General features: G+C 75.2%; 24 protein-coding genes and 1 tRNA gene. 11 read left to right on the top strand and 14 right to left on the bottom strand.

The genetic code is table 11. The features are described 5' to 3' along the window. Positions 1-129 precede the first annotated feature (129 nt). Together Q0840_RS09995 and Q0840_RS09990 are read left to right on the top strand one after the other, a co-directional pair. Positions 130-474, top strand: coding sequence for a metallopeptidase family protein (locus Q0840_RS09995; protein WP_298459359.1), 345 nt, complete (start codon positions 130-132; stop codon positions 472-474). A gap of 39 nt (positions 475-513) precedes the next feature. Next, positions 514-1,458 (top strand): LLM class flavin-dependent oxidoreductase, encoded by a 945-nt coding sequence (locus Q0840_RS09990; protein WP_298459268.1) that lies wholly within the window; start codon positions 514-516, stop codon positions 1,456-1,458. 8 nt (positions 1,459-1,466) lie between these two features. Here the strand turns inward: Q0840_RS09990 and galE are convergent, their stop codons facing one another. Beyond that, positions 1,467-2,438 (bottom strand): UDP-glucose 4-epimerase GalE, encoded by a 972-nt coding sequence (gene galE, locus Q0840_RS09985; RefSeq protein WP_298459267.1) that lies wholly within the window; start codon positions 2,436-2,438, stop codon positions 1,467-1,469. A 158-nt stretch (positions 2,439-2,596) separates the two neighbouring features. Between galE and Q0840_RS09980 the strand changes: the two genes are divergently transcribed. Genes Q0840_RS09980 through Q0840_RS09955 form a run of 6 tightly spaced genes read left to right on the top strand, consistent with a single transcriptional unit; the run spans position 2,597 to position 7,916 of the window. Continuing rightward, the gene (locus tag Q0840_RS09980; protein WP_298459266.1) at positions 2,597-3,781 is read left to right on the top strand and encodes a polyprenyl synthetase family protein; all 1,185 of its coding nucleotides are present in this window, start codon (positions 2,597-2,599) and stop codon (positions 3,779-3,781) included. Next, on the top strand, positions 3,781-4,647 hold the full coding sequence (locus Q0840_RS09975) for a squalene/phytoene synthase family protein (RefSeq protein WP_298459264.1): 867 nt from the start codon (positions 3,781-3,783) through the stop codon (positions 4,645-4,647). Before Q0840_RS09980 ends, Q0840_RS09975 begins: the two co-directional genes overlap by 1 nt. Beyond that, complete coding sequence (gene crtI / locus Q0840_RS09970) at positions 4,644-6,389, top strand: phytoene desaturase family protein (protein ID WP_298459262.1); 1,746 nt, start codon at positions 4,644-4,646, stop codon at positions 6,387-6,389. The genes Q0840_RS09975 and crtI overlap by 4 nt, the downstream gene beginning before the upstream one ends. Further along, positions 6,386-6,721 (top strand): lycopene cyclase domain-containing protein, encoded by a 336-nt coding sequence (locus tag Q0840_RS09965; RefSeq protein WP_298459261.1) that lies wholly within the window; start codon positions 6,386-6,388, stop codon positions 6,719-6,721. The genes crtI and Q0840_RS09965 overlap by 4 nt, the downstream gene beginning before the upstream one ends. After that, on the top strand, positions 6,718-7,047 hold the full coding sequence (locus Q0840_RS09960) for a lycopene cyclase domain-containing protein (RefSeq protein ID WP_298459260.1): 330 nt from the start codon (positions 6,718-6,720) through the stop codon (positions 7,045-7,047). Before Q0840_RS09965 ends, Q0840_RS09960 begins: the two co-directional genes overlap by 4 nt. Beyond that, positions 7,044-7,916: a prenyltransferase gene (locus Q0840_RS09955; protein ID WP_298459258.1), complete on the top strand. Its 873-nt coding sequence runs from the start codon at positions 7,044-7,046 to the stop codon at positions 7,914-7,916. Before Q0840_RS09960 ends, Q0840_RS09955 begins: the two co-directional genes overlap by 4 nt. 105 nt (positions 7,917-8,021) lie before the next feature. Here the strand turns inward: Q0840_RS09955 and Q0840_RS09950 are convergent, their stop codons facing one another. Then, complete coding sequence (locus Q0840_RS09950; protein WP_298459256.1) at positions 8,022-8,303, bottom strand: GlsB/YeaQ/YmgE family stress response membrane protein; 282 nt, start codon at positions 8,301-8,303, stop codon at positions 8,022-8,024. A 172-nt stretch (positions 8,304-8,475) separates the two neighbouring features. Here Q0840_RS09950 and Q0840_RS09945 point away from each other — a divergent pair, with 172 nt between their 5' ends. Next, positions 8,476-10,188 carry a mechanosensitive ion channel domain-containing protein gene (locus Q0840_RS09945; RefSeq protein WP_298459255.1) on the top strand — a complete coding sequence of 571 codons (1,713 nt, stop codon included), beginning with the start codon at positions 8,476-8,478 and terminating at the stop codon, positions 10,186-10,188. A 47-nt stretch (positions 10,189-10,235) separates the two neighbouring features. Here Q0840_RS09945 and Q0840_RS09940 read toward each other — a convergent pair. The 12 genes from Q0840_RS09940 to Q0840_RS09885 all read right to left on the bottom strand — a co-directional run bounded on the left by Q0840_RS09940 (position 10,236) and on the right by Q0840_RS09885 (position 21,992). Continuing rightward, positions 10,236-10,311: transfer RNA gene (locus tag Q0840_RS09940), tRNA-Lys, on the bottom strand. 103 nt (positions 10,312-10,414) lie between these two features. Continuing rightward, entirely contained in the window at positions 10,415-11,863 is a 1,449-nt protein-coding gene (locus Q0840_RS09935) for a PQQ-binding-like beta-propeller repeat protein (RefSeq protein ID WP_298459254.1), read from the bottom strand. Positions 11,864-11,955: 92 nt separating this feature from the next. Next, on the bottom strand, positions 11,956-13,038 hold the full coding sequence (locus Q0840_RS09930) for a hemolysin family protein (protein ID WP_298459252.1): 1,083 nt from the start codon (positions 13,036-13,038) through the stop codon (positions 11,956-11,958). After that, a complete protein-coding gene (locus tag Q0840_RS09925; protein ID WP_298459250.1) occupies positions 13,031-14,473 on the bottom strand; it encodes a hemolysin family protein in 1,443 nt (480 codons plus the stop codon). The genes Q0840_RS09930 and Q0840_RS09925 overlap by 8 nt, the downstream gene beginning before the upstream one ends. A 142-nt stretch (positions 14,474-14,615) precedes the next feature. Further along, on the bottom strand, positions 14,616-15,008 hold the full coding sequence (locus Q0840_RS09920; protein ID WP_298459248.1) for a VOC family protein: 393 nt from the start codon (positions 15,006-15,008) through the stop codon (positions 14,616-14,618). A gap of 179 nt (positions 15,009-15,187) precedes the next feature. Next, positions 15,188-16,036: an ABC transporter permease gene (locus Q0840_RS09915; protein ID WP_298459246.1), complete on the bottom strand. Its 849-nt coding sequence runs from the start codon at positions 16,034-16,036 to the stop codon at positions 15,188-15,190. Next, the gene (locus tag Q0840_RS09910) at positions 16,033-16,953 is read right to left on the bottom strand and encodes an ABC transporter permease (protein WP_298459245.1); all 921 of its coding nucleotides are present in this window, start codon (positions 16,951-16,953) and stop codon (positions 16,033-16,035) included. The genes Q0840_RS09915 and Q0840_RS09910 overlap by 4 nt, the downstream gene beginning before the upstream one ends. Beyond that, complete coding sequence (locus Q0840_RS09905; RefSeq protein WP_298459243.1) at positions 16,950-17,876, bottom strand: ABC transporter ATP-binding protein; 927 nt, start codon at positions 17,874-17,876, stop codon at positions 16,950-16,952. Before Q0840_RS09905 ends, Q0840_RS09910 begins: the two co-directional genes overlap by 4 nt. Positions 17,877-17,887: 11 nt before the next feature. After that, positions 17,888-19,231: a hypothetical protein gene (locus tag Q0840_RS09900; protein WP_298459241.1), complete on the bottom strand. Its 1,344-nt coding sequence runs from the start codon at positions 19,229-19,231 to the stop codon at positions 17,888-17,890. Next, on the bottom strand, positions 19,228-20,196 hold the full coding sequence (locus tag Q0840_RS09895) for a sensor histidine kinase (RefSeq protein ID WP_298459239.1): 969 nt from the start codon (positions 20,194-20,196) through the stop codon (positions 19,228-19,230). Before Q0840_RS09895 ends, Q0840_RS09900 begins: the two co-directional genes overlap by 4 nt. A gap of 176 nt (positions 20,197-20,372) precedes the next feature. Further along, the gene (locus tag Q0840_RS09890; RefSeq protein ID WP_298459238.1) at positions 20,373-21,176 is read right to left on the bottom strand and encodes a CPBP family intramembrane glutamic endopeptidase; all 804 of its coding nucleotides are present in this window, start codon (positions 21,174-21,176) and stop codon (positions 20,373-20,375) included. 30 nt (positions 21,177-21,206) lie between these two features. Further along, positions 21,207-21,992, bottom strand: a complete 786-nt coding sequence (locus Q0840_RS09885) for an SGNH/GDSL hydrolase family protein (RefSeq protein ID WP_298459236.1) — start codon at positions 21,990-21,992, stop codon at positions 21,207-21,209. 178 nt (positions 21,993-22,170) lie between these two features. Between Q0840_RS09885 and Q0840_RS09880 the strand changes: the two genes are divergently transcribed. Continuing rightward, positions 22,171-23,163 carry an ABC transporter ATP-binding protein gene (locus tag Q0840_RS09880; RefSeq protein ID WP_298459235.1) on the top strand — a complete coding sequence of 331 codons (993 nt, stop codon included), beginning with the start codon at positions 22,171-22,173 and terminating at the stop codon, positions 23,161-23,163. Then, the gene (locus tag Q0840_RS09875; RefSeq protein WP_298459234.1) at positions 23,160-24,356 is read left to right on the top strand and encodes an ABC transporter permease; all 1,197 of its coding nucleotides are present in this window, start codon (positions 23,160-23,162) and stop codon (positions 24,354-24,356) included. The genes Q0840_RS09880 and Q0840_RS09875 overlap by 4 nt, the downstream gene beginning before the upstream one ends. Positions 24,357-24,361 lie beyond the last annotated feature (5 nt).

Below are 24,361 nucleotides of genomic sequence, written 5' to 3'. Positions count from 1 at the left end.
CCAGCCGGGTCGCGCGCCCGGTGGCCGGCCCGGTGGGGCGCCCGGTCCCGCCTCCGGCCGCACCTGCCGTCGTCTTCGGGCGGCGTCCGGCCGGGGTCCGGGACGGGGCAGGATGGGCGCGTGGTGGACATGTCGCGTGAGGAGTTCGAGGACGCCGTCCGCGACGCGCTGGACGAGATCCCGGCCGAGCTGGCCGAGCAGATGGACAACGTCGTGGTGCTCGTCGAGGACGACCCGCCCTCGGAGGACCCCGAGCTGCTGGGCCTGTACGAGGGGGTCCCGCTGACCGAGCGTGGGGAGTTCTGGGCCGCCGGTGCGCTGCCGGACCGGATCACGGTCTACCGGCGGCCGACCCTCGCGCTGTGCGAGTCGCGCGAGGAGGTGGTCGAGGAGGTCGCGATCACCGTCGTGCACGAGATCGCCCACCACTTCGGCATCGACGACGAGCGCCTGCACGAGCTCGGGTGGGCCTGACCGGCGTCTGCGGCGACGAGCGCGCCTACGGTGGCGAGCATGACGACGGACGACGGGACCACGGGCGGGCTGCGCTTCGGGATCGTGCTGCTGCCGCAGGACCGCTGGGTCGGTGCCCGCGAGCGCTGGCAGCGCGCGGAGGCGATGGGCTTCGACCACGCGTGGACGTACGACCACCTCGCGTGGCGCACGCTCGCCGACGAGCCGTGGTTCGCGACCGTCCCGCTGCTCGCGGCCGCGGCCGCGGTGACCAGCCGCATCCGGCTGGGGACCTGGGTCGCCACGCCGAACTTCCGTCACCCCGTGCCGTTCGCCAAGGACGTCATGGGGCTCGACGACATCAGCGACGGCCGGCTGCTGCTGGGCCTCGGGGCCGGCGGCTCCGGATGGGACGCGGGTGTGCTGGGCGAGCCCCCGGCGCCGGCCGAGCGCACCCGGCGGTTCGCGGAGTTCACCGCCCTGCTCGACACCCTCCTGACCCAGCCGGTCACCGAGCACGCCGGCGAGTTCTACACCGCGCACGCGGCCCGGATGATCCCCGGGTGCGTCCAGCGGCCACGGGTCCCGTTCGTGATGGCCGCCAACGGTCCGCGGGCCATGCGGCTGGCCGCGCGGCACGGTCAGGCATGGCTCACCTTCGGCCCGAGCCTGCCCGACGACGTCGTCGAGGGCGTGTCACCGGCCGTCGCCCAGGAGCGGTGGTGGGACGGGCTCGCGGCGATGGTGGACCGGTTCGGGGTGGAGGCGCGCGCGGCGGGCCGGGACCCGGCCCGCATCGAGCGGCACCTGAGCCTGGACGGCGCCCCGGTCTTCTCGCTCAGCTCGTGGCCCGTCCTGCAGGAGGGCGTCGAGCGGGCGGCGGCGCTGGGGTTCACCGACGTCGTCGTCCACTGGCCACGGGCGCAGGGCGTCTACGCGGGACCCGAGGCCCTGCTGGAGCGGATGGCCGGCGAGCTGGCGACGCTGCGCGCCGTGGGGGGCTGACGCCTCGGTCAGGCGCCCGTGCCGGCCTGCTGCCGGGCCTGCCACGCGCTGGCCACCATGTCCCGCAGCGTGTGGCGCATGCTCCAGTCGAGGTCGCGGGCGGCCAGGTCGCCCGACGCGACGATCCGGTCGGGGTCTCCGGGCCGACGCGGCCCGATCTCCGGGGTGAAGTCGATCCCGGTCACCTCGGCCGTCGTCGCCATGATCTGGCGCACCGACACGCCCTGGCCGCTGCCCAGGTTGTAGACCCGCTCGAGCGGACGCCCCTGCGCCAGCGCGCGGGCGGCGGCGACGTGGGAGTGCGCGAGGTCGGCGACGTGCACGTAGTCGCGCACGCAGGTGCCGTCCGGGGTGTCGTAGTCCACGCCGTTGATCCGCGGGGTGCGGCCGTCCACCAGCGCCTCGAGGACCAGCGGGAACAGGTTGTGCGGGCTGGTGTCGAACAGCTCGGGCGAGCCGGAGCCCACGACGTTGAAGTAGCGCAGCGACGTGTGCCGCAGCCCGGTGGCCACGCCCTGGTCGCGCAGGAGCCACTCGCCGATGAGCTTGCTCTCCCCGTAGGGCGACTCGGGGCTGGTGGGCGTCGTCTCGGTGACGAGGTCGGTGCGGGGCGTGCCGTAGGTGGCGGCGCTGGAGGAGAACACCACGGCGTCGACGCCGGCGTCGGCCATCGCCTCGAGCAGGTGGGCGGTTCCCGTGACGTTCTGCTCGTAGGTGTGCAGCGGGCGCTGCACGCTGACCCCCGCGTACTTGAACCCGGCCAGGTGCACGACGCCGGTGACGTCGTGCTCGGTGAGCACCTGGCGCACGAGCGGGGTGTCCAGCACGGACCCCCGCACGAGCGGCACCCCGGCCGGGACGAAGCCCTCGTGGCCGCTGGACAGGTCGTCCAGCACGACGGTCCGCAGACCCACCTCACCGAACGCCTTCACCACGTGAGAGCCGATGTACCCCGCGCCGCCGGTCACCATCCAGGTCATGGCGCGACACTACCCAGCGGCCCCGCCCGGGGCGCAGACTCGCCAGCGAGCCCGCGGCCGCCCCTCGGAGGGGTCCCCGCCCGGGTCACCGGGTCGAACACGCGTCGTCCCGCCGGATACTCAGTATGCTGAGTTTTCGCCCACGAGAGGACCCCGCGTTGCCCCGAGGTGCTCGCGCGACGGCCGCCGTCGACCACGTTCCCGACGACCGATCCGCCCCGGAGCCGGTCGACGTCCGCGGGCGCCCCGGCACGGGCGGTCCGGACGTCCCACGACCGGCCGACGCCGGTCTGCGCGGCTCGGTGACCGCCGGGCTGGCCCGCACCGTCGACGTCCTGGACCGCTACCTGGCCGACCGGCAGACCCACGGCGCCCAGCTCGACCCGGGCTACGGCGAGCTGTGGTCCCACCTGGCCGAGCAGGTCGGCGGCAAGCTGCTCCGGCCCCGGCTGACCCTGGCCGCGTACCTGGGGCTCGGCGGGGACGACGTGGCGGGCGCGTCCCACGTGGCTGCGGCGCAGGAGCTGCTGCACACCGCGATGGTGGTGCACGACGACCTGCTCGACCACGACGAGGTCCGCCGCGGCCGGCCCAACCTCACCGGGGCGTACCGCGCGACGCTCGCCGCCGACGGCGTCGTCGGGCCAGGTGCGGAGGACCACGTGCTGGCCGCCGGGCTGCTGGGTGGGGACCTCGCGCTGGTCGCCGCGTTCGGGCTGGTCGCGCGCGCGCCGATCGCCCCCGACCTCACGGTCGCGGTGGTCGACCTGCTCGTGCAGGGCGTGAGCACCACGGTCGCGGGCGAGATGCTCGACATGTCCTCCGCGCTGCGGTCCCCGGCCCAGGTCGACACGCTGCGGGTCGCCGAGCTGAAGACCGCCGCGTACACCTGCACCGTCCCGCTGCACGCGGGGGCGCTGCTGGCCCGCGCCGACGCGCGCACCCTGAGCGAGCTGGCCCGGTTCGGCACCGCGCTGGGCACGGCGTTCCAGCTGGTCGACGACGAGCTCGGCGTCTTCGGTGAGCCGTCGCGGACCGGCAAGTCGGTGCTGTCCGACCTGCGGGCCGGCAAGCGCACCGAGCTGCTGCGGCTGTCCTACCTGCGGGCCGACGACGCCGGCCGCGCGGTCCTGGACGCCCACGTGGGACGCCCCGACCTGGAGGACGACGCCGCCGCGCTGGTCCGGGACGTGATGGCCGGCTGCGGGGCGCGCGACGAGCTGCGCGCGGTGGCGTCGCGCGCGGCCGGCACGGCGCATGACGTCGCCCGCCGGCACCTGCCCGGCGAGCTCGCCGACCTGCTGTGCGCACTGGTGGACGAGATGGCCGGGAGATGGCACTGATGGCGGCGACGACCGGGACCCGGCTGTACGACCTCACTGCGGCGCGGGCGAGCCGGGCGGTGCTGCGCGGGTACTCGACGTCGTTCGGTCTGGGCACGCGCCTGCTGGGGCCGCGGGCGCGCACCGACATCGAGACGGTCTACGCGCTGGTGCGGATCGCCGACGAGATCGTCGACACCCGCGGCGGGCAGGACGCGGGCGACATGCTCGACGAGCTCGAGCAGCAGGTCGCCCGGGCGCTGGCCGGCGGCTGGTCGACGAACCTGGTCGTCCACGCGTTCGCCCGCACGGCCCGCCGCGTCGGGATCGACGCCACGCAGATCGACCCGTTCTTCGCCTCCATGCGGATGGACCTGACCGTCCGGGTGCACGACCAGGACTCCTACGAGCGGTACGTGTACGGGTCGGCCGAGGTGGTGGGGCTGATGTGCCTGGCGGTCTTCCTCAACGCCGACCGTCGCCCGGGGGAGCCGCTGCGGGTGGCCCCGCCCGACGTCGCCGCCGGGGCGCGGGCGCTCGGCGCGGCGTTCCAGAAGGTCAACTTCCTGCGGGACCTCGCTGAGGACAGCGCGGGGCTGGGCCGCAGCTACTTCCCCGGGGTGACGCCCGACTCGCTCGACGCGCCGACCCTGGCGGCGCTGCTCGCCGAGATCGACCGGGACGCCGCCACGGCCCGCGCCGCCCTGCCGCACCTGCCGCGGCGTGCCCGGCTCGCGGTCGCCGCGACCCTGGGCCTGTACGACAGGCTCGCCGCCGAGCTCGCCCGGACGCCGCCCGAAGAGCTCCTCGCGCGGCGGGTGCGCGTGTCGACGCCGGGCAAGGTCGCCGTGCTGGCGCGGTCGGTGCTGGCCGAGGCCCGGTCGTGAGCGCGTCCGTGGGCCCGGCCGGGACCCGGCCGGCGGGCAGCCCGGGCGACGGGCTCGTCGGGGCGCGCGTCGTCGTCGTCGGCGGCGGGATCGGCGGGCTCGCGACGGCGGCGCTGCTCGCCCGGGGCGGCGCCCGCGTCACGCTGCTGGAGCGGCACCACCGGGTCGGTGGACGCGCCGGGCTGCTCGAGGTGGACGGGTTCCGCTTCGACACCGGGCCGTCCTGGTACTTCATGCCGGAGGTGTTCGCGCACTTCTTCGCCCTGATGGGGGAGCGGGTCGAGGACCACCTGGACCTGGTCCGGCTGGACCCGGCGTACCGGGTGTTCTTCGAGCCGCCGGCGGGCGGCGAGGCCGCCGTGCTGGAGGTCGGCGCCGACCCGGAGGCGAACTGGGCCGCGTTCGACGCGCTCGAGCCCGGCGCGGGCCAGCGCATGCGCCGGTACGCCGCGCGGTCCAGCGAGGCGTACCGGATGGCGCTGGACCACTTCCTGTACACGACGTTCGCCCGACCGGACCGGGCCGTGTCGGCGTCGGTGCTGCGCCGCCTGGGGACGCTCACCGGTCTGCTGTCCACGACGCTGGCCGAGCGCATCGCCCGCACCGTGACCGACCCGCGGCTGCGCCAGGTGCTCGGCTACCACGCCGTCTTCCTCGGCTCCTCGCCGTACCGGGTGCCGGCGCTGTACTCGCTGATGAGCCACCTGGACCTGGTCGACGGCGTGCGCTTCCCGCGGGGCGGCATGTACACCGTGATCGAGGCCATCGAGGGGCTGGCGCGCGCGCACGGGGTCGAGATCCGCACCGGGGCGGAGGTGGTCGAGGTCCAGGTCGAGCCCGCCGGGCGCTCGCTGCGGCACCCGCGGCGGACCGGCCGGGCGCGCGGCGTGCGCCTGTCCGACGGCGAGGTGGTGCCCGCCGACGTCGTCGTCTCCGCGGCCGACCTGCACCAGACCGAGACCCGGCTGCTGCGCCCCGAGCACGCCACCCGCAGCCCCGCGGACTGGGAGCAGCGCGGGCCGGGGATCTCGGCCCTGCTGGTGCTGGCCGGAGTCCGCGGCGCCCTGCCGCAGCTCGCGCACCACTCGCTGTTCTTCACCGAGGACTGGCCGGGCAACTTCCGCGACATCCTCGGCGAGGACACCGCCAGCCGGGTCGACGGGCTGCGGGTGCCGCAGGTGGCGTCGATGTACGTCTCGCGGACGACGGCGACGGACCCGGACGCCGCCCCGCCCGGGCACGAGAACATCTTCGTGCTGGTGCCGTTCCCGGCCGACCCCGCGCTCGGCGCCGCCGACGACCGGGCCGCGGTGGAGGCCCACGCCGACCGGTACCTGGACCAGGCCGGCCGGTGGATGGGCGTACCGGACCTGCGTGAGCGGGTGGTGACCCGGCGCGTCGTCGCGCCCGCCGACTTCGCCCGCGAGCTGTCCGCCTGGCGCGGCACGGCCCTGGGGATGGAGCACACGCTCGCGCAGAGCGCGATGTTCCGGCCGGGCAACGCCTCGCCGCGCGTGCCCAACCTGCTGCACGTCGGGGGTGGCACGATCCCCGGTGTGGGACTGCCGATGTGCCTGATCAGCGCCGAGCTCGTCGCCAAGCGGCTGCTCGGCGACACGTCCGCCCGCCGGCTGCCGGACCCGCTGCGCCGCGGCTTCCTCGCGGCGGCGCGCCGGCCCGAGCGGTGGGTGCCCGCACCGGAGCCGTCCGCTGCGCCGACGGCGCCGCCGGCGGCCCGATGACGGGGTTCGTCTACCTCGGTGCCCTGCTGGTCGCCCTGGGTGGCCTGGCCGCGCTCGACCGCCGGTACCGGTTGGCGTTCTGGGTGGACGCGCGCCGCGCGGGGCTGTGCGTGGGCGTCGGCGTGGTGGTCTTCCTCGCGTGGGACCTGGCCGGTCTCGCGCTCGGCATCTTCGCCCGGGGCGAGAGCCCGCACATGACCGGGGTCCTGCTCGCACCCGAGCTGCCGCTCGAGGAGGCCTTCTTCCTGGCGCTGCTGTCCTACAACGCGCTGCTCGCGTGGCGGGCGTTCGACCGCGCCGCGCAGCGCCGGGGAGCCCGGGCCGGCCGATGACCAACGCGGTGATGAACGTGGGCGTCCTGGTGGTCCTCGGCGCGGTGGTGGCGCCGGTGCTGCGCCGGCTGCGGCCCGGGCCGCTGGTGTGGGCGGCGCTCGTCCTCGTCGCGCTGACCGTGGTGTTCGACACGCTGATGATCGCGGCCGACCTGTACGTGTTCGACCCGGACCTGATCCTCGGGGTCTACGTGTGGGGGGCTCCGGTCGAGGACCTCGCCTATGCGCTCGCGGCGGTGCTGCTGATGCCCGCGCTGTGGACCTGGCTCGGCCGGAACGACCAGCACGACGAGCACGGCGGGCCGACGTCCGGGGGTACCCCGTGAGGGAGGTGCTCGCGGCGTCGCGGCCGTTCTCGTGGGTGAACACCGCCTACCCGTTCGTCGCCGGGTACCTGCTGGCGACGGGGGGCCGGGTCGACGTCGCGCTGGTGGTCGGGACGCTGTACTTCCTGGGCCCCTACAACCTGCTCATGTACGGCATCAACGACGTGTTCGACTACGAGTCGGACCTGCGCAACCCCCGCAAGGGCGGCATCGAGGGAGCACTGGCGGACCCGGCGACCGCCCGCACGGTGCACCGGCGGATCCTGTGGGCGTGCGCCCTGACCAACGTGCCGGTCCTCGTCTGGCTGCTGGCGCTGGGCGACGCAGCCTCGGGCGTCGTGCTGGCGGTCGTGGTGTTCGGCGTGGTGGCGTACTCGGCCCCGCGGCTGCGCTTCAAGGAGCGCCCGGTGGTCGACTCGCTCACCTCGGCGATGCACTTCGTCGGTCCGCTGCTGTACGCCCTGGTCCTGGCCCGGGCCGACCTCACGGCGCGCACCACCTGGCCCGTGCTGGTCGCCTTCGTCGGCTGGGGCATGGCCTCGCACGCCTTCGGGGCCGTGCAGGACGTGCGCGCCGACCGGGAGGGGGGTCTGGCGTCGATCGCGACGGTCCTCGGGGCGCACCGCACCGTGGTCGCCTCGACCGTGGCCTACCTGGTGGCGGCCGCCGTCCTGCTCGTGGTGCCGTGGCCGGGCCTGCTCGCGGCCGCCCTGCCGCTGCCGTACGCGGTGAACGCCGCGCGGTTCTGGACGGTGCGCGACGAGGACTGCGAGCGCGCGCACGCGGGCTGGCGGCTCTTCCTGTGGCTCAACCTGGTCACCGGCGCCGCGGTGACCCTGCTGCTCCTCGCGGTCGCCGGATCGCGCTGAGCACGCCGGCACGCCCGGGATCCGGCGCCCGGTGGACCCGGTGCCCGGACGCAGCGGTGCCCGGCAGCCGTGGGCTGCCGGGCACCGGTGTCGACGTCCGGGACGTCAGTGGGTGCGGCTGCGGTTGCCCAGCAGTCGCGCCGCGATGATCACGCCGATCACGGCGAGCACGACCTGGATGATGTGCTCGATCCAGTCGATCCCGTTGGTGTCGGTGTTGCCCGGGTCGGCCAGGGCCGCCCAGATCGCCGACCCGATGAACGCGGCGATGATGCCGACGATGATCGTGACGAGGATGGAGATGTTCTGACGGCCCGGGGCGAACAGACGGCCCAGGGCGCCGATGATGGCACCGATGACGATGGCGCCGATGATGCTGCCGATCATGAGGTTCCCTCTCGTGGCGGGATGGGGCCGGTTGACCTTCCGTCGAGGAACGTAGACCCGCCGGCCGGCGCCCGCATGTCGAGATGTCCCGGTCTGTGTCCTTTTTCACCCCGGCGTGTCACCGCGACACGCCGCCGCCCGGGGCCCGCCGGGCCGGCCCTAGCCTGGTGGCATGCGAGCGGACCAGGCCACCGAGACCGCTGACGTCGTCGTGCCCGTGGGCGCCGTGGCGGTCGCCGTGGTGGCCGCGCTCGTGGTCGCGGCGATCGTCTCGGCGGTGGTGCGCACCGTGGCGAGGCGTTCGTCCCTCGCGCTCGACCTGCTCAAGCGGGCTCGCCGGCCGATGCAGGTGTCGGTGGTCATCGTGGCGGTGTGGATCGCGCTGCGGGTGTCCACCGAGCAGGCGAGCTGGCGGGTCAACACCGAGCACGTGCTGCTGATCGCCCTCATCGTCGCGCTGGCGTGGCTGGCCGGGGCGCTGGCGTTCGTCGCCGAGGACGCCGCACTGGCCCGCTACCGCGTCGACATCGCCGACAACCGGCACGCCCGCCGTGTGCGGACCCAGATCACGGTGCTGCGGCGGCTCACCGTCGCGGTGCTCGCCCTGTGCGCGCTGGCCGGTGTGCTGATGACCTTCCCCGGGGCGCGGGCCGCGGGGGCGAGCCTGTTCGCGTCCGCGGGGGTGCTGTCGGTCGTCGCCGGTCTGGCGGCGCAGAGCACGCTGGCCAACGTGTTCGCCGGCCTCCAGCTCGCGTTCACCGACGCGATCCGGGTGGACGACGTCGTCGTCGTCGAGGGGGAGTGGGGGCGGATCGAGGAGATCACGATGACCTACATCGTGGTGCACCTGTGGGACGACCGGCGGCTGATCCTGCCGTCCACCTACTTCACGACCACGCCGTTCCAGAACTGGACCCGCAGCTCGGCCCAGCTGCTCGGGACGGTGGAGATGGATCTGGACTGGTCGGTGCCGGTCGACGCGATGCGGCGCGAGCTGACCGAGCTCTTGGAGGACACCGACCTGTGGGACCACCGGGTCGGCATCCTGCAGGTCACCGAGGCCACCGGCGGGTACGTGCGTGTGCGCGCCCTGGCCAGCGCGACGGACGCGCCGACGCTGTTCGACCTGCGGTGCTACGTCCGCGAGGGGCTGGTCGACTGGCTGCAGCGCACCCAGCCGGGCGCGCTGCCCCGCACCCGGTTCGAGGGCGCCGGCGTGCTCACCGGGGACGCCGGGGGCCGGCCCGCTCTGCCGACCTGGCCCGACGCGCGCCGCGACGGGTCGGCGGCGGGCGCGGACGACCGCACGTCGGGGGCCGGCCGGCCCGGGGACGTCGACGGCGCCGCACATGTGCCCGTCGTCGTGCCGACGGCCGAGCGACCCGCCGAGGACGACCAGCCCGAGGACGGCGCCGCGCACGTCCCGGTCGTCGTCGACCCTGCGCGGGCGCACCCGTCCGAGGACGACGACGATCACCGCGAGGACGCCATGACCCCCGGGTGGGCGGGGGCCACCGTCCCGGTGCGCCGGTCGGTGCGGTGGACCGGCCGTCCCGAGGGCGCCGACGGCGAGGGCCCCGACGGCGAGGACGCCGCGGCGGTCACCCGCGTCGGCCGGCGCGACGAGGGGCGCCTGTTCACCGGGAGCCTCGGCGCGCTCGCCCGCGCGCAGGCGTTCTCCGGGCCGGGGGAGGACGTCTTCCACGAGCGCGAGCGGATTGCGGAGCGTGACGCCCCGCCGCCGGACCCCGTGCGCGACGACGTCGCGCGGACCACGGCCTACCCGCTGCCGGTCGAGCGGCGGGTCCCCCGCGAGGACGGCGGCGACGCCGACGGCGGCGACGGGGGCGCCGGAGCCGGGCCGGGCGGCGGCGACGGGCCGTGACGACGCCCGGCAGGTGGGTGCCGGCGGGTGGCGCCGGCGGCCGGTGCTGGTGGGCCCCGTGGGGCTCGAACCCACAACCGACGGATTAAAAGTCCGCAGCTCTACCGATTGAGCTAGAGGCCCGGGGACAGGCTACGCGGACCGGCCGCCCCGGGTCGTCACCGCGGCGATCGTCACCGCGGCGGACGGCGGGGACGGCGTCGACCCGCCGGCCGACCAGCGGCGGTCAGCGCAGCGCGGCCACCGCGGTGCCGCTCATCAGCAGGACCGTGCCGTCCGGCAGGCTCATGACGTCGCCCGTGAACGGGGCGGGAGCCGTCCAGCGGACGGCGCCCGTCGCCAGGTCGCGCGCGACCAGCTCGGCCCCGTCCGGCCCGGGTTCCACCGAGAGCACGCGCCGTCCATCGGTCACCACCGCCCAGCCCCATCCCGAGGCGCTGGACGTCTCGGCGGACCAGGCGGTCTCGCCGGTCGCCGCGTCGAGCACGGTCGTCGTGAGCGGGTCGTGGGCGATGACCCGGCCGGACAGCACCGCGAGCGCGCCGACGGGGACGTCCGCCGTCCACCGCTCGTCCCCGGTGGCGGCGTCCACGGCGACGAGCGCGGACCGGGGGTCGCCGACGCCCGGGTCGCTCGAGGCGAGCAGCACGGTCCCGGGGACGGAGCCGTCGTCGACCGTGGGTGCGAGCAGCGAACCCGGGACGGTGAAGCGGTCCCCGCCGTCCGGGCCGTGCACGGTCGTCGTCGTGCGCCCGTCCGGCGCGTGGTGGACGGTGTAGGTGAGGTCACCCGGTCCCGGGTTGGGCCCCCAGGTGGCACCGGTGGACGAGTCGTCCGACAAGGGCGGGTCGACCGGCACGCCGGTGTCCGGGTCCAAGGTCACCGAGAAGGTGCCGATCTCGACGCCGACCACGTCCTCGCCCAGCCCGCCGGACCACCCGGACGTGGCGTCCGGGGCGACTTCGGGGCTGCGGAAGGTCCACCGCTGCTCACCGGTGGTCAGGGACCAGCGGCCCGCGGTGACGTGCCCGGACTCGTCCACCCCGACCGCCACGAGGTCGCCGTCGACGACGTCGGTCGTGAGTGCCGTCCCGACCGGGATGCTGCGGAGCAGCTCGCCCGTCCGGGGGTCGTGGACCGTCGCCGCGCCGTCGCCGGTGGCGTGCGGGCGGTCGCCGGCGAGCGGCTCGGTGCACAGCAGCACGTCGTCGTCCGGGTCCTCGTCGGGCAGGCCCGGGTCGGAGCCGGCGGGCGACGGGCCGGTGTCCGCGAGCCAGCACATGCGGTCCTCGCGGTACCGGACGTCACCGGTGACCGTGTCGAGGGCGACGGTGCCGGCGCCGTCCGGCAACCACAGGAGGAGGGTCTTCTCGACGGCACCCACCAGTCCCGCCCCGGGCGCCTGCCACGCCGCCGCCAGCGGCTGCTCCAGCGGTGCGGACAGCCCGTCCACCGCGGCGAGCTGCTCGGTCAGCGCGGCGTCCCGGACGTGCCGGACGACGCCCGCCCCCGCTGCCGCGAGCACCACGACGGTCGCCAGCGCGAGCCAGACGCGACCGGGGACGGCGGCCAGCAGCGGGCGCCACCACGGTGCGGGACGCTCGACCGAGCCTGGCTCGTCGACGTCGTCCTCGACGAGCTCCACCTCGACGAGCTGGTCGTCCCCACGGCGCACCGGTCGAGGCTAGTGCGCCGGTTCCCCGCCCGCGCCGGTTCGGTCGGGGCGGGGGCGGGGCGGGGCCGGGGGCGGGGACCCGGGGGGCGTGGTCAGGTGTCCCGGCGCGAGGGCCGGTCGACCCGTCCCGTCGCCGGTGCGGTGAGCTGGCCGGCGTCGGCCACCTCGCCGACCAGCCTCTCCACGACGTCCTCGAGCATCGCCGCGCCGACCACCGTCTCGCCGTCCAGGACGAGCGCGACGTGCGCCCCGCGGGCCTGCATCCGGGACAGCGCGACGTCGAGGGTCGTGTCGGCGGCCAGCCGTGCCAGGGGGCGGACGTGCCGGTCAGGGACCGGCAGGTCCCGCACGTCGTCCGGTGCCAGCAGCAGGTCCTTGACGTGCACGTACCCGGCCAGCCCACCGTCGGGTCCGGTGACCGGGAAGCGTGAGAACCCGGTCCGGACGCACGCCTCCTCGGCCTGGGCGGGGGTCGCGTCGGCGGGGAGCGCGACGAGGTCGGCCAGCGCGACCGTCACCGCGCCGACCGGCTCGTCGGTGAGGCTCAGCGCGCTGGTCAGCAGGGTGTGCGCGTCGTCGTCGAGCAGGCCCTCCTGGCGGGACTCGGCGACGAACGCCGCCACCTCGTCCGCCGTGAATGCGGAGGTGACCTCGTCCTTCGGCTCGACCCGCAGCGCGTGCAGCACGACGTTGGCGAGCCAGTTGAGCGCGACGATCAGCGGCTTGAGCACCATCACGATGGCCAGCAGCACCGGCGCGAGCAGGATCGCGGACCGTTCCGGCCCGGCGATGGCGATGTTCTTCGGCACCATCTCGCCGAGCACCATGTGCAGGAACACCACGACGGCGAGCGCGATCGTGAAGGCCACGGTGTGCAGCAGCGCACCGGTCACGCCGATCGCCTCGAGCGGGACCTCCAGCAGGTGGGCGACCGCCGGCTCGGCGATGGCGCCCAGGCCGAGCGAGCACATGGTGATGCCGAGCTGGGCGCCCGCCATCATCAGCGAGACCCGCTCCATCGCCCGCAGGGTCAGCCGGGCGGCGCGGGAGCCCCCGGCGGCGCGCGGCTCGATCTGGGTGCGCCGGGCGGAGATCAGCGCGAACTCGGCGCCGACGAAGAAGGCGTTGCCGGCCAGCAGCAGCACGGCGACCAGCAGGGCGGTGCCGTCAGCCACGGCGCACCTCCTCGGCCCGGTCCTGGTGCTCGTCCCGGTCCCGGTCGCGGCGGGTGGCGCCGCGACGCGGGCGGCCGTCGTCCGTGGGATCCGGGTCGACCACCTCCAGGTGCAGGCGGTCCACCCGGCGCCCGTCCAGCCGGGTCACCCGCAGGCGCACCTGGACGGGTGTCGGCAGGCCGTCGCTGTCCGGCCGGGTGCTGTCCCGGGCGTCCACGAGCACCTCGTCGGCGACCACCGGGAAGCGCTCGAGCCGTTCGGTCACCAGCCCGCCCAGGGTGTCGGACTCCGCGCCGTCGGGCACCTCGATGCCGGTGATCTCGCCGGCCTCGTCGGGGCGCAGCAGGCCGGACAGCGACCACGAGCCGTCGGTGAGCTGCCGGTGCCGGCTGACCGGGCGGTCCTGCTCGTCCTGGATCTCCCCGACGATCTCCTCGACCAGGTCCTCGAGTGTGATGATGCCGTCCGTCCCGTCGTACTCGTCCACGACCACCGCCATCTGCAGGCCCTGGCGCAGCTCGGCCAGCACCGCGTCGAGCGGCATCGCGGACGGGACGGCCCGCACGCCCCGGCTGATCTCGCCCACGGTCCGCCGTCGTCGCTCCGCCGGCGGCACGGCGAGAGCGTGCTTGAAGTGCACGACGCCGACGACGTCGTCCACGTTCTCGCCGAGCACGGGGAACCGGGCGTGGCCGGTTCGCGCCGCGAGAGCGAGCACCTCGTCGACCGGGTCGGTCGCGTCCAGGAAGCGGACGCGCGGTCGAGGGGTCATGGCGTCCGCGGCGGTCCGGTCGCGGAGCTCGACCGTGTGCTCGAGCCGTCGAGCCGCCTCGGCGTCGAGCAGGCCCCGCTCGGCCGAGCGCGCGGCGAGCGAGCCGAGCTCCTGGGCGGACCGCGCCGACGCGAGCTCCTCCTGCGGCTCGATGCCCATCGCCCGGACGAGGCGGTTGGCGGACCCGTTGAGGAACCGCAGCAGCGGCCCGGTGATCCAGGAGAACGCGCGCTGCGGCCCGGCGACGACGCGCCCCACACGCAGCGGCTCGGAGATCGCCCAGTTCTTCGGCACGAGCTCGCCGAAGACCATCTGGCTCGCGGTGGCGATGAGGAACGCCGCGGTCAGCGCGATCCCGGCGCTGAGGGGCTCCGCCATGCCGGATGCCTCGAGCGGCTCGCGGAGCAGCGTCGCGATCGACGGCTCGGCGATGAACCCGACGACGAGGCTCGTGACGGTGATGCCGAGCTGGGCGCCCGAGAGCTGGGTGGACAGGCTGCGCAGGGCGGCCTGGATGCTGGTCCCGCGCTGGTCGCCGGACTCGGCGAGCCGGGCGACCGTGGGCCGGTCGACCGTCACCAGCGCGAACTCCGCGGCGACGAACAGGGCGTTGAGCCCGATCAGGACGAGGACGAGAAGGAGGAGCAGCCACTCGGTGGTCACCGGTGCCTCACCGCCGAGGGGCGGTGGGCACGGCGTGCGCCGAGCGGCTCAGGTCGTGAGCCGGTCATGTCCATGGCAACTCACGATACGGGCGAGAGGTTCCCGGCCGCTCGTGGGCGGGTGCTGGTGCCGGGGCGCCCGGTCAGCGGTCGACGACCAGCAGCACGTTGCCGTCCGGGTCCCGGGCGGTGACGAACAGGCACCGGTCCGCCGAACCCTGGACGTCGGACGGGTCGGCGCCGGCGGCGGCCAGCCGGACGGTGGTGGCGACGAGGTCGGCGGCGACGAACGAGCACGACGCCCACTCCAGCCCCGGGGTGGCGCGGATGCCGCTCGCCGGCCCCATGAGGGTCACCCGGGACGCCCCCGAGCCGAGCACGGCGGCGTGCTCGGTGGTCTCCTCGACCGTCAGGCCGAGCGCGGCCGAGTACCACCGCGCCGCGGCGGGTGGATCGGCCACGGGGATGAACGCCGATCCGAGGCGCACGTCGGGGGTGGTCCCGGCGGCGGTGGTCACCTCGGCGGCAGAGGTCACGGCGGCAGAGGTCACGTCGGCAGAGGTCACGTCAGCAGAGGTCACGTCGGCAGAGGTCGCGGCGGCAGAGGTCGCGGCGGCAGAGGTCACGTCGGCAGAGCGCACGGCGGCATGGTGGCAGCCGGTCCACGAGCCGTCCAGAGGGGCAGCCGGCCCGCGGGCCGTCCGGGCGGCAGCAGTCAGTCCAGGAACAGCGCCCGGAGCCGACGGGTGGTGAACACGACGCCCACGGCGACCATCGCGACGTAGTAGGCGACGTGGACGGCCATGGAGCCGCCCACCTCACCGGTGGTCAGCCCGCGGATCATCTCCACCCCGTGCCACAGCGGGAGCGCCTGGATGAGCCACTGGATCGGCTCGGGGTAGACCGTGAGCGGGAAGAACGTGGCCGAGAACAGGAACATCGGCAGCATGACGAAGTTGATCCAGTCCATCTGCTGGAAGGTGCTCATGTAGCTCGTGATCGCCATGCCCAGGCTCGCGAAGCCGAACGCGATGAGCACGACCGCGGGCAGCGTCAGGACTGCCGTCCACGACAGGTTCAGGCCCATGACCTGCATGACCGTCAGGAAGCCGGCGGCGTAGACCACCCCGCGCAGCAGCGCGTAGAGGATCTCGCCGAGGGCGACGTCGAGCGGTCCCAGCGAGGTGGCGAGCATGCCCTGGTAGAGCTTGCCGAAGTGCATCTTGAAGAAGACGTTCCAGGTCGAGTCGTAGACGGCACCGTTCATCGCCGACACCGCGAGCAGTGCCGGGGCGATGTAGGCGGCGTACGGCACCTCGCGGCCCGACGGCAGGGTCACGTCACCGATGTACGAGCCGAGCCCGACCCCCATCGCGAGCAGGTAGAAGACCGGCTCGAAGAAGCCCGACACCACCACGACCCAGGTGCTGGACCGTGCCGCCAGCAGGCCCCGGCCGAGCACCGAGCGGGCGTTGCCGGCGTACAGCGCCGTCACGGCGCCACCGCGCACACGCGCCGTGCCGGTCGTCGCGGCGCTGGTGGCGCCGCTGGCCGGGGCGCTCATCCGCGCAGCCTGCGCACGAAGGTGCGGCGGGCGAGCAGCCACCCGCCGGCGGCGAGCACGACGAGCACCGCGACGTGCACGGTCACGAGCCACCCGGGGACCGGGTGCCCGTAGGACACCACCCGGCCGAGCTCGCTGGCGTGCCACAGCGGGGACACCCAGCCGATCCAGTGCAGCCAGCCGGGCAACGTCGCGAGCGGGTAGAACGTCCCCGAGAACAGGAACATGGGCGTGAAGACGAACCGCTGGACGGCGGCGAACTGGCCGGCGTCGTCCTTGAGCGACGCGGCGAAGGCGAGCAGCGGCATGCCGAAGGCGAGCCCGCCGAGCAGCCCGATGAGCGGCAGCACCACCACGGCGCCGCCGCGGCCCAGGGCGCCGAACAGTGCGACCAGGGCGGCGTACGCGACGCAGACGAACGCCATCCGCACCAGGACGGCCAGCACCAGTCCGCCGGCGACCTGCTGCGGCGCCAGCGGTGAGGCGTTCATCCCCCAGAAGACCCGCCGCCACTTGAAGCCGGCCATGACCGTGTAGGTGAATTCCTCGGTGGACACGGTGATCGCCGCGGTCGCCAGCAGGGCGGGCGCCACGAACACGACGTAGGGCACGGCGCCGTCCGGGCCGAAGGCGACCGGGACGTCGAGGAACGTCGCCAGCCCCAGCCCGAGGCCCAGCAGGTACAGGACCGGGCTGCCGATGCCGGACATCACGATGGTCCAGCCGTACGAGCGCATGGCCCGCAGCTGGTGCTCGGCCACGTAGAGGGCGCCGAACCGGCGGGGACGCGCGGCCGCGGCGATGGCGGTGGCGGCCGGTTCGGCGCGGCCCGCCCCGCCGGCGGTCACGGAGGGACCGGTGGCCGGGCCGGTGGGTGGGCCGGTGGGTGGGGGCGGCAGGGGGTGGGCGGTGCTCACTCGATGAGGCTCCGTCCGGTCAGCCGCAGGAAGACGTCCTCCAGGCTCGAGCGGCGCACCAGGCTGGTGGTGGGGCGCAGGCCGCGACGGCTCACCGCCTCCAGGACCGCCTCGCCGTCGCGCGCGTACACGAGCACGCGGTCGGGCAGCACCTCGATGCGGTCGCCCAGCCCGGCGAGCTCGGCGGCCGCGCTCGCGTTGCGCTCGGACCCGAAGCGCACCTCGACCACCTCGCGGGAGGAGTGGGTGCGAATGAGCTCGGCGGGGCTGCCCTCGGCCATGATCACGCCGTGGTCCACCACGACGAGCCGGTCGCACAGCTGCTCGGCCTCGTCCATGTAGTGCGTGGTCAGCACGAGCGTCGTGCCGCGCTCCTTGAGCCGGAACAGCCGGTCCCACAGCACGTGCCGGGCCTGCGGGTCCAGCCCGGTGGTCGGCTCGTCCAGCATGAGGACCCGCGGCTCGTTGACCAGTGCCCGGGCGATCGTCAGTCGCCGCTTCATCCCGCCGGAGAGGTCATCGACCTTCGCCCGCGCCTTGTCCTCGAGCTGGGCGAAGGACAGCAGCTCGTCGGCGCGCCGCGAGCACACCGCCCGGGGGATGCCGAAGTAGCGGCCGTAGACGATGAGGTTGTCCCGGACCCGTAGCTCGGTGTCGAGGTTGTCCTCCTGCGGGACGACGCCGAGCTGGCTGCGGATCTCGGGGCCGTGCGTGTCGGGGTCGAGGCCGAGCACGGTCAGGTCCCCACCGGTGCGCGAGGAGACGGCGCCGACCATCCGCATCGTCGTGGACTTGCCGGCCCCGTTCGGGCCGAGCAGGCCGAACGACTCACCCGGCGCGACGCGGAAGTCGATGCCGCCGACGGCGGTCAGGTCGCCGTAGCGCTTGGTGAGGCCGGTCGCGGCGATGACGGGGGCGGGCACGGCGCAGAACGCTACCCCTGCCCACCCGCACCGTGGTCAGGGGACGGATCGAGGTCGGGTCCGGGGTCGGCGGCGCCGGCGTCCAGCGCGGCCAGCCGCTCCTGCGCGCCGCGTGCCTCCGCAGCGGTCCGCTCGGCGCGATCGGCGGCGGCGTCGCGGTCGGTCCGTGCGCGCGCCAGGTCCCGGTCGACGGCGTCGCGCTCGGCGCGGACCTGAGCGAGCCGGGCCGCCAGCCGGTCCACCTCGTCGGCGAGCTCGGTCTCCCGCCGCGCCAGGCGTCCGACGACGTCGTCCGCGTGCGCACTGGCGGCGGCTGCCTCGGTGGACCGCCGTTCGGCGCGGTCGAGCGCACGCCCGGCGGCCCGGCGCTCCCGCGCGAGCCGGGCAGCCGCCTGCTGGGTGGCTCGCCGTCGGGCCGCCTCGGGGCGCTCCGCACGTCCGGCCGTCGCGCGGTCGGTCGGTGCGAGCCCGGTCGGTGCGAGCCCGGTCGGCGCCGCGTCGGCCGCCGTCGGCTCGACCGCCGCATCCCCGTGCGCTGCGCCCTCGGTCCGCGCTCCTGCCGGTGCCGCGTCGGCCACCGCCCGGGCCGCGGCCACCCGCGCGCCTCGGCCGGGCGCGCCGGTCCCCGCCCCCCGGCCCAGCCGCACGGTCACGTCCGCACGCTCGCGCCCCGCCCCGCCGCCGCCCGGCCGGGCGGCGCCGCGCCCCCGGGAGGAGCCCCCCGACAAGGTCACGCGCGCCCCGTCGTCGCCGTCGTCGCCGTCGTCGGGCGCGGTGGCGGGCTCGGCCGACACGGCCCCGTCCGCGGGGACGAGCAGCGGCGGCGCGCCGGGGACGGCGACCGCATCGCCCACCTCGACGGGATCGAACCCGGTGCTGACCAGCTCGGTCGTCAGCAGCCCGGTGCGGACCGCCCCGGTGGCGCCGGCGTCGGCCATCGCGGCGCGCAGGGTCGCGTCCAGCGCCTGCCGGACCGGCTCGCTCAGGCGCTGGCCGGCGGCGGCCGCGAGCTCGTCGGCCTCCGCGCGCAGCGCCGCCAGCTGCTCGTGCTGCACGCGTGCCAGGTCGCGCAGCGCGGCACCGTCCATCGCGGCCTGCGCGGCCCGCAGCCGGGTGCCGGTCGCCAGCAGCTGCTCCACGTCGTCGGGGCGCTCGCGGACCAGCAGGTTCACCGCCCACGCCGCGACGGACGGGCGGCGCATCCCTGTGACGACGGTCGCCAGCGCCCGGTCGCCTGCCGCGCGGGCCTCCTTGGCGCGCGCGTTGCGGGCCGCGGTGAACTCACCGGGCGCGAGGCGGTACAGCTCCAGCGCGACGGCCACCTCGGGCGGCGTCGTCGGCGCCGTCGGACTCACACCCAGCTGTGGACGCGGACGACCGTCCCGCCCGCGGTGGACCGGATCTGCACGAGGTCGCACAGCTGGTTGACCATCCACACGCCGCGCCCGCGCACCTGGCCGTCGACCGGCGCGACGCGGCCGACCATCACGTCGTCCAGCCGCCCGGTGTCGGCCACCTCGCACACGAGCGCTCCGGGGTCGGTCCACAGCCGCAGGACGCCGCGTCCGCCACCGTGGTCGAGGCTGTTGGCGGCGAGCTCGTTGACCGCGAGGGTCAGGTCCTGGGTGCGGTCGCGGCTCAGGCCGGACGCCGTCGCCCAGCCGCGGACCACGGCCCGGATCCGGCCGAGGTCGCCGCGGTGGAACGTGAGCGCCTGCGCGGCCGGGTCCGCCGGCGGCAGGGGCCGTCGCCACAGGTCCCCGGCGTGCTCGGGGCCGTGGCAGGGCGTGGCGTGCGGGCCGTGCGGGACGGGGGACCCGTCCGGGTGCGTGACCGCCGGGTGGGCGCAGTGCACGTCGTCGAGCAGCGGGCCGTCCAGCACGCTGACGTCGTACGGGCACAGCAGCCACAGCGGCGTCTGGGGCGGCACCGCCACGTTCAGCAGCGACTCGTGCACCTGGCACTCGGCGACCTCGGGGCTGCGCCGGCCGGGGTACGTCAGCTCGCCGATCCCGCGCACCGGCCGGCGCTCGGCGGCGTTCCTGACCACGAGGTCGCGCAGCGCGGGGAAGATCCGCGCGGGGTTGCGGGCGAGCGCGGGCATGTCGACCCGGTGGACGCGGTCGGCGGCGTCACCCAGAGCCTCTCGCAGCGGCCCCCACCGCGCGTCGACCAGGGCGGCGAACACCGACTCCCCGCCGCCGACGCCGTCGCGCACGAACGGCACGGCGCGCTGCAGGAACTCGTCGGTCCCGTCGAACAGCACGGCTTCGTGCCGGTAGGCCGCGCCCGGAGAGAGCGTCGGCGCGGTGGGCGTCACGGTGCTCCTTCAGCGGGTCGGGCGGCGGGCGGGGGCGCCCGATGGTCGGGCGGACGGCGGGCGGGTTCGTCGCCCGGGCGCGTCCACGATAGGTGAGGGCGGACGACACGGCGCGGCGCGGGCGACCGCGCCTGCGCCGAGGGTCCCGCGTCGCCCGTCCGGCCGCCCGCCCGTGGTCAGTACACGAACACGTCGAGCCAGGCCGGGTTGTGCGCGTGCACCAGGACCCCGAAGAGCACCAGGTCGAACAGCAGGTGCACGCACACCACGTAGGTCAGCGACCGGGTCAGCCCGAAGATGTAGCCCTGGACGAGCGCGAAGGCGTAGATCAGGACCGGTCCCCAGGCGTGGAAGCCCAGGTCGTGCAGGAATGATGTGAACAGCACCGCCTGGAGGACGTTCGCCGGCCAGAACGACAGGTGCCGGCGCAGCAGCGTGAACACGGTGCAGATGAAGAACAGCTCGTCCCAGATCCCCAGCACGTTGGTGCCCAGGAACAGCCGGGCGATCGCGTCGACGTCGGACGCCGCCGGCCAGTTCTCGTACACACCGGTGGGGATCATGTACACCGGCAGCACGGCGTAGCCGAGCACCGGGACGGCGACCAGGTACAGCTTCTCCAGCCGCGTCCACCGCTCGCCGGTGCGCACCGGGAAGCGCACGGCGTGGTCGCGGTACACGTAGCGCGACACGAGGTACGGCCCGGCGACGGCGACCGCCATCGCCGCGCCCATCGTGACCATGTGCCCGGTGCTGATGTCGGTGGTGATCGGCACGAGGCTCATCACGACCAGCCCGAAGGCGATCAGGGCCAGGTCCTTGCCGGCAGCCCGGTCCAGCACGAGGCCGAGCGCCACGGCGACCGCGAGCACGCCCAGGCCGGCGTCGCGCTGCTCCAGCCCGAACATGACGAACCCGGCCAGGGACACCAGGGCGGCGGGCACGAGCGGGCCCCGGACGGCGGTCGCGACGTCGGCCATGAGGTCACCGTAGGGGGCCGGCGCGGCGGCTCACCGGGCGGCGCCCACCAGCTCCGTCAGCTCGGCGGCGAGCGCGTGAGCCATCGCCCGGTACCCGTCCTCGTTCGGGTGCAGCCCGTCCGCGCTGGTGTACCGGTCCCAGTCGGCGTCGGTCGTGACGACCGACGCGACCACCGCCCCCGCGTCGAGCCATCGCGCCTCGGCGGCCAGCGTCGCCTCGCGGACGGCGTCCCGGACCGGGTCGGGGGCGCCCACCCCGGCCAGGGACGTGGGGAACGGACCCAGGACGACCACGGCGGCGTCCGGAAGACCAGCCCGCAGCTCGGTGAGCAGCTCGGTGGTGGCCGCGCCCACGGCCTCGGCGTCGTACCCGCCGAAGACGTCGTTCGACCCGCCGGCCACGACGACGACGTCCGGCTTCGCCGCGACCACCGCGGGCACCCGGTCGGGCATCGGCCGGCCCAGGCCGGGGGCGACGAACCCGCTGCCCGAGACCCCGTCGACGACGGCGATCGGCCACCCCAGCGCCCGCGCCGTCTGCGGGGCGTACCCCCGCCCGGGCGGCGCGCCGACGCCCACGGTCAGCGAGTCCCCGAGGAACGCGATCCGCGGCGCGTCGGCCGCCAGGTCGGGGGGCTGGGCGCCGGCCGGCCCCGTCGGTCCGGTCGGCTCTGCCGGCGCGGCGGCCGTCCGCTCGTCCGCGGCGCCGTCCGGCCGCCCCGCGAGGGCCGCCGCGCCCAGCCCGAGCCCGGCGGCGACGGCGGCCCCCACCACGACGGGCACCAGTCGCCGGCGTCGGACCGGGGTCGTGACCATGCCCCACGGTAGGCACCGTCGCCCCGGCGCGCCCGCGAGGCCGGGACTCACGCTGTGACGTGCGGCTCCGCTACGTTGGACGCACCATCACAGGCCCGCGGACCGGGCGCGAACGCGGGGGACCGATCAGGTTCCCGCGCCGGCCGACCGCCGGCCGCGACCCCGGGGGATGCGCCGCGTGAGCGTGCTCGAGATCGACCACCTGAACAAGTCGTACGGCGCGCTGCGCGCGCTGGAGGACCTGACCTTCGACGTGCGGGCCGGGGAGATCTTCGGGTTCGTCGGCTCGAACGGCGCCGGCAAGACCACCGCGATGCGGATCATGCTCGGCGTGCTCGCGGCGGACTCCGGCGAGGTGCGGTGGAACGGCGCCGCGCTCGACCTCGAGGCCCGCCGCCGGGTGGGCTACATGCCCGAGGAACGCGGCCTCTACCCGAAGATGAAGGTCGGCGAGCAGCTCATGTTCCTCGCCGGGCTGCACGGCATGACCCCGTCCGACGCGCGCGCCGCCGTCGACCGCTGGACGGACCGGCTGGGGGTCGGCGCGCGACGGGGCGACAACGTCGAGAAGCTCTCGCTGGGCAACCAGCAGCGGGTCCAGCTCGCCGCCGCGCTCGTCCACGACCCCGACGTGCTCGTGCTGGACGAGCCGTTCTCGGGCCTGGACCCGGTCGCGGTCGACGTCATGAGCGCGGTGCTGCGCGAGCGCGCGGATGCCGGCGTGCCGGTCATCTTCTCCTCCCACCAGCTCGACCTGGTCGAGCGGCTGTGCGACCGGGTCGGCATCGTGCGGTCGGGGCGGATGGAGGCGCTCGGCACCATCGACGAGCTGCGCAGCACCGACCGTCCGCGCTACCTGCTCGACCTGCGGGCCGCGCCGTCCGAGGTCGACGCGCTGGTCGCCTCGCTGCCGGGCGCGGCCGTGGTGCCCGCCTCGGGCCGGCACGGCGGACCGGTCGTCGTCGAGCTGACCGACGCCGCCCCGGACGCCGCCCAGGCGCTGCTGGCCGGTGCGGTGCGGCTGGGCCACGTGCAGGAGTTCTCCCCGGTCCGGCCGACGCTGGCCGACCTGTTCCGTGGCGTCGTCTCCAGCGCGGACGCCCCGGCGCAGGCCGACCCGTCGGCCGACGAGGGCCGACGACGCCGCGGCCGGCGAGAGGTGGCGGCATGAGGGGCAACGTGGTCTGGATGGTCGCCCGCCGGGAGATCATCACCCGGATGCTGACCAAGGCGAACATCATCTCGATGGTCGTCATGCTGGTGGTCATCCTGGCCGGCGCGGGCGTCGGGCGGTACTTCCTCGAACGCGAGCAGGGCCCCGAGGCGACCCGGATCGCCGTCGACCAGGCCGCGGCCGCGCTCGGCGAGCCCATCGCCGCGGCGGCCGGTCCGGACGTCGACCTCGAGGTCGTCACCATGACCGACGACGAGGCCCGGGCCGCGCTCGCCGACACCGACGCCGAGGAGCAACTGGACGCGTTCGTCGTCGGCGACCCCGCCTCACCGCGCGTGGTCGTGGCCGAGCAGGCCGACGCGCAGGTGCTCGACACGGTCACGGCCGCCGTCCGTGCGTACGTGGTCGCCGACCAGATCGGCGAGCTCGGTGGCGACCCCGCCGCGTTCGAGCAGGCGATGGCCGCCGCGGTGCCGCAGGTCGAGGCGCTCGACCCGCCGGACGCCGGCTTCGACGGCGCGGCGTTCGGGATCGCGACGGTGATGATCTCGCTGCTGCTGTTCGCGCTGATCGGCTCGGGGTCGATGATCGCGATGGGCGTCGTGGAGGAGAAGACGTCGCGGGTGGTGGAGATCCTGCTCTCGACCATCAAGCCGACCCAGCTGCTCGCCGGCAAGATCGTGGGGATCGGGATCTACGGGCTGTTCCAGGTCGTGGTGCTCGGGGCCGCGCTGGTCGTCGCCACCCGCATCCTGGGGGTCGACGGCATCAGCGTCGACATCGGCTCGGCGATGATCTGGCTCGTGGTGTGGTTCTTGCTGGGCTACCTGCTGTTCGCGCTGCTGTTCGGCGGGTTCGCCGCGCTGGTCTCGCGCCAGGAGGACATCGGATCGGTGACCACGCCGTTGATGTTCCTGCTGTTCGTGCCGTTCTACGTGACCATGTTCCTGGTCCCCAACGACCCGGACAGCACGCTGGTCCGCGTGCTGTCCCAGGTGCCGTTCTTCGCGCCGTTCATGATGCCGGTCCGGGACGCGTTCGGGGCGCTGGACGGCTGGGAGATGCCGCTCGCCATCGCGATCGCAGCGGTGACCATCCCGGTGCTGATCTGGCTGGCGGCGCGGGTGTACCAGCGCGGTGTGCTGCACACCGGCGGCCGGATGAAGCTCACCGAGGCGCTGCGCGGCTGACCACC

The sequence above is a fragment of the uncultured Cellulomonas sp. genome, assembly GCF_947494015.1.
Classification (GTDB): Bacteria; Actinomycetota; Actinomycetes; order Actinomycetales; family Cellulomonadaceae; genus Pengzhenrongella.
Note: the sequence above shows the minus strand (reverse complement) of the source record. Positions and strands in the feature narration are given on the sequence as shown.

Bases quoted from the DNA above. Each gene is read 5' to 3' on its own strand.
- galE (WP_298459267.1), bottom strand. From the start codon at position 2,438: ATGACCTGGATGGTGACCGGCGGCGCGGGGTACATCGGCTCTCACGTG.
- Q0840_RS09950 (WP_298459256.1), bottom strand. From the start codon at position 8,303: ATGATCGGCAGCATCATCGGCGCCATCGTCATCGGTGCCATCATCGGC.
- Q0840_RS09885 (WP_298459236.1), bottom strand. From the start codon at position 21,992: ATGGTCACGACCCCGGTCCGACGCCGGCGACTGGTGCCCGTCGTGGTG.
- Q0840_RS09960 (WP_298459260.1), top strand. From the start codon at position 6,718: ATGACCAACGCGGTGATGAACGTGGGCGTCCTGGTGGTCCTCGGCGCG.
- Q0840_RS09945 (WP_298459255.1), top strand. From the start codon at position 8,476: ATGCGAGCGGACCAGGCCACCGAGACCGCTGACGTCGTCGTGCCCGTG.
- Q0840_RS09975 (WP_298459264.1), top strand. From the start codon at position 3,781: ATGGCGGCGACGACCGGGACCCGGCTGTACGACCTCACTGCGGCGCGG.
- Q0840_RS09890 (WP_298459238.1), bottom strand. From the start codon at position 21,176: ATGGCCGACGTCGCGACCGCCGTCCGGGGCCCGCTCGTGCCCGCCGCC.
- Q0840_RS09965 (WP_298459261.1), top strand. From the start codon at position 6,386: ATGACGGGGTTCGTCTACCTCGGTGCCCTGCTGGTCGCCCTGGGTGGC.
- Q0840_RS09915 (WP_298459246.1), bottom strand. From the start codon at position 16,036: ATGAGCGCCCCGGCCAGCGGCGCCACCAGCGCCGCGACGACCGGCACG.
- Q0840_RS09990 (WP_298459268.1), top strand. From the start codon at position 514: ATGACGACGGACGACGGGACCACGGGCGGGCTGCGCTTCGGGATCGTG.
- Q0840_RS09995 (WP_298459359.1), top strand. From the start codon at position 130: ATGTCGCGTGAGGAGTTCGAGGACGCCGTCCGCGACGCGCTGGACGAG.
- Q0840_RS09875 (WP_298459234.1), top strand. From the start codon at position 23,160: ATGAGGGGCAACGTGGTCTGGATGGTCGCCCGCCGGGAGATCATCACC.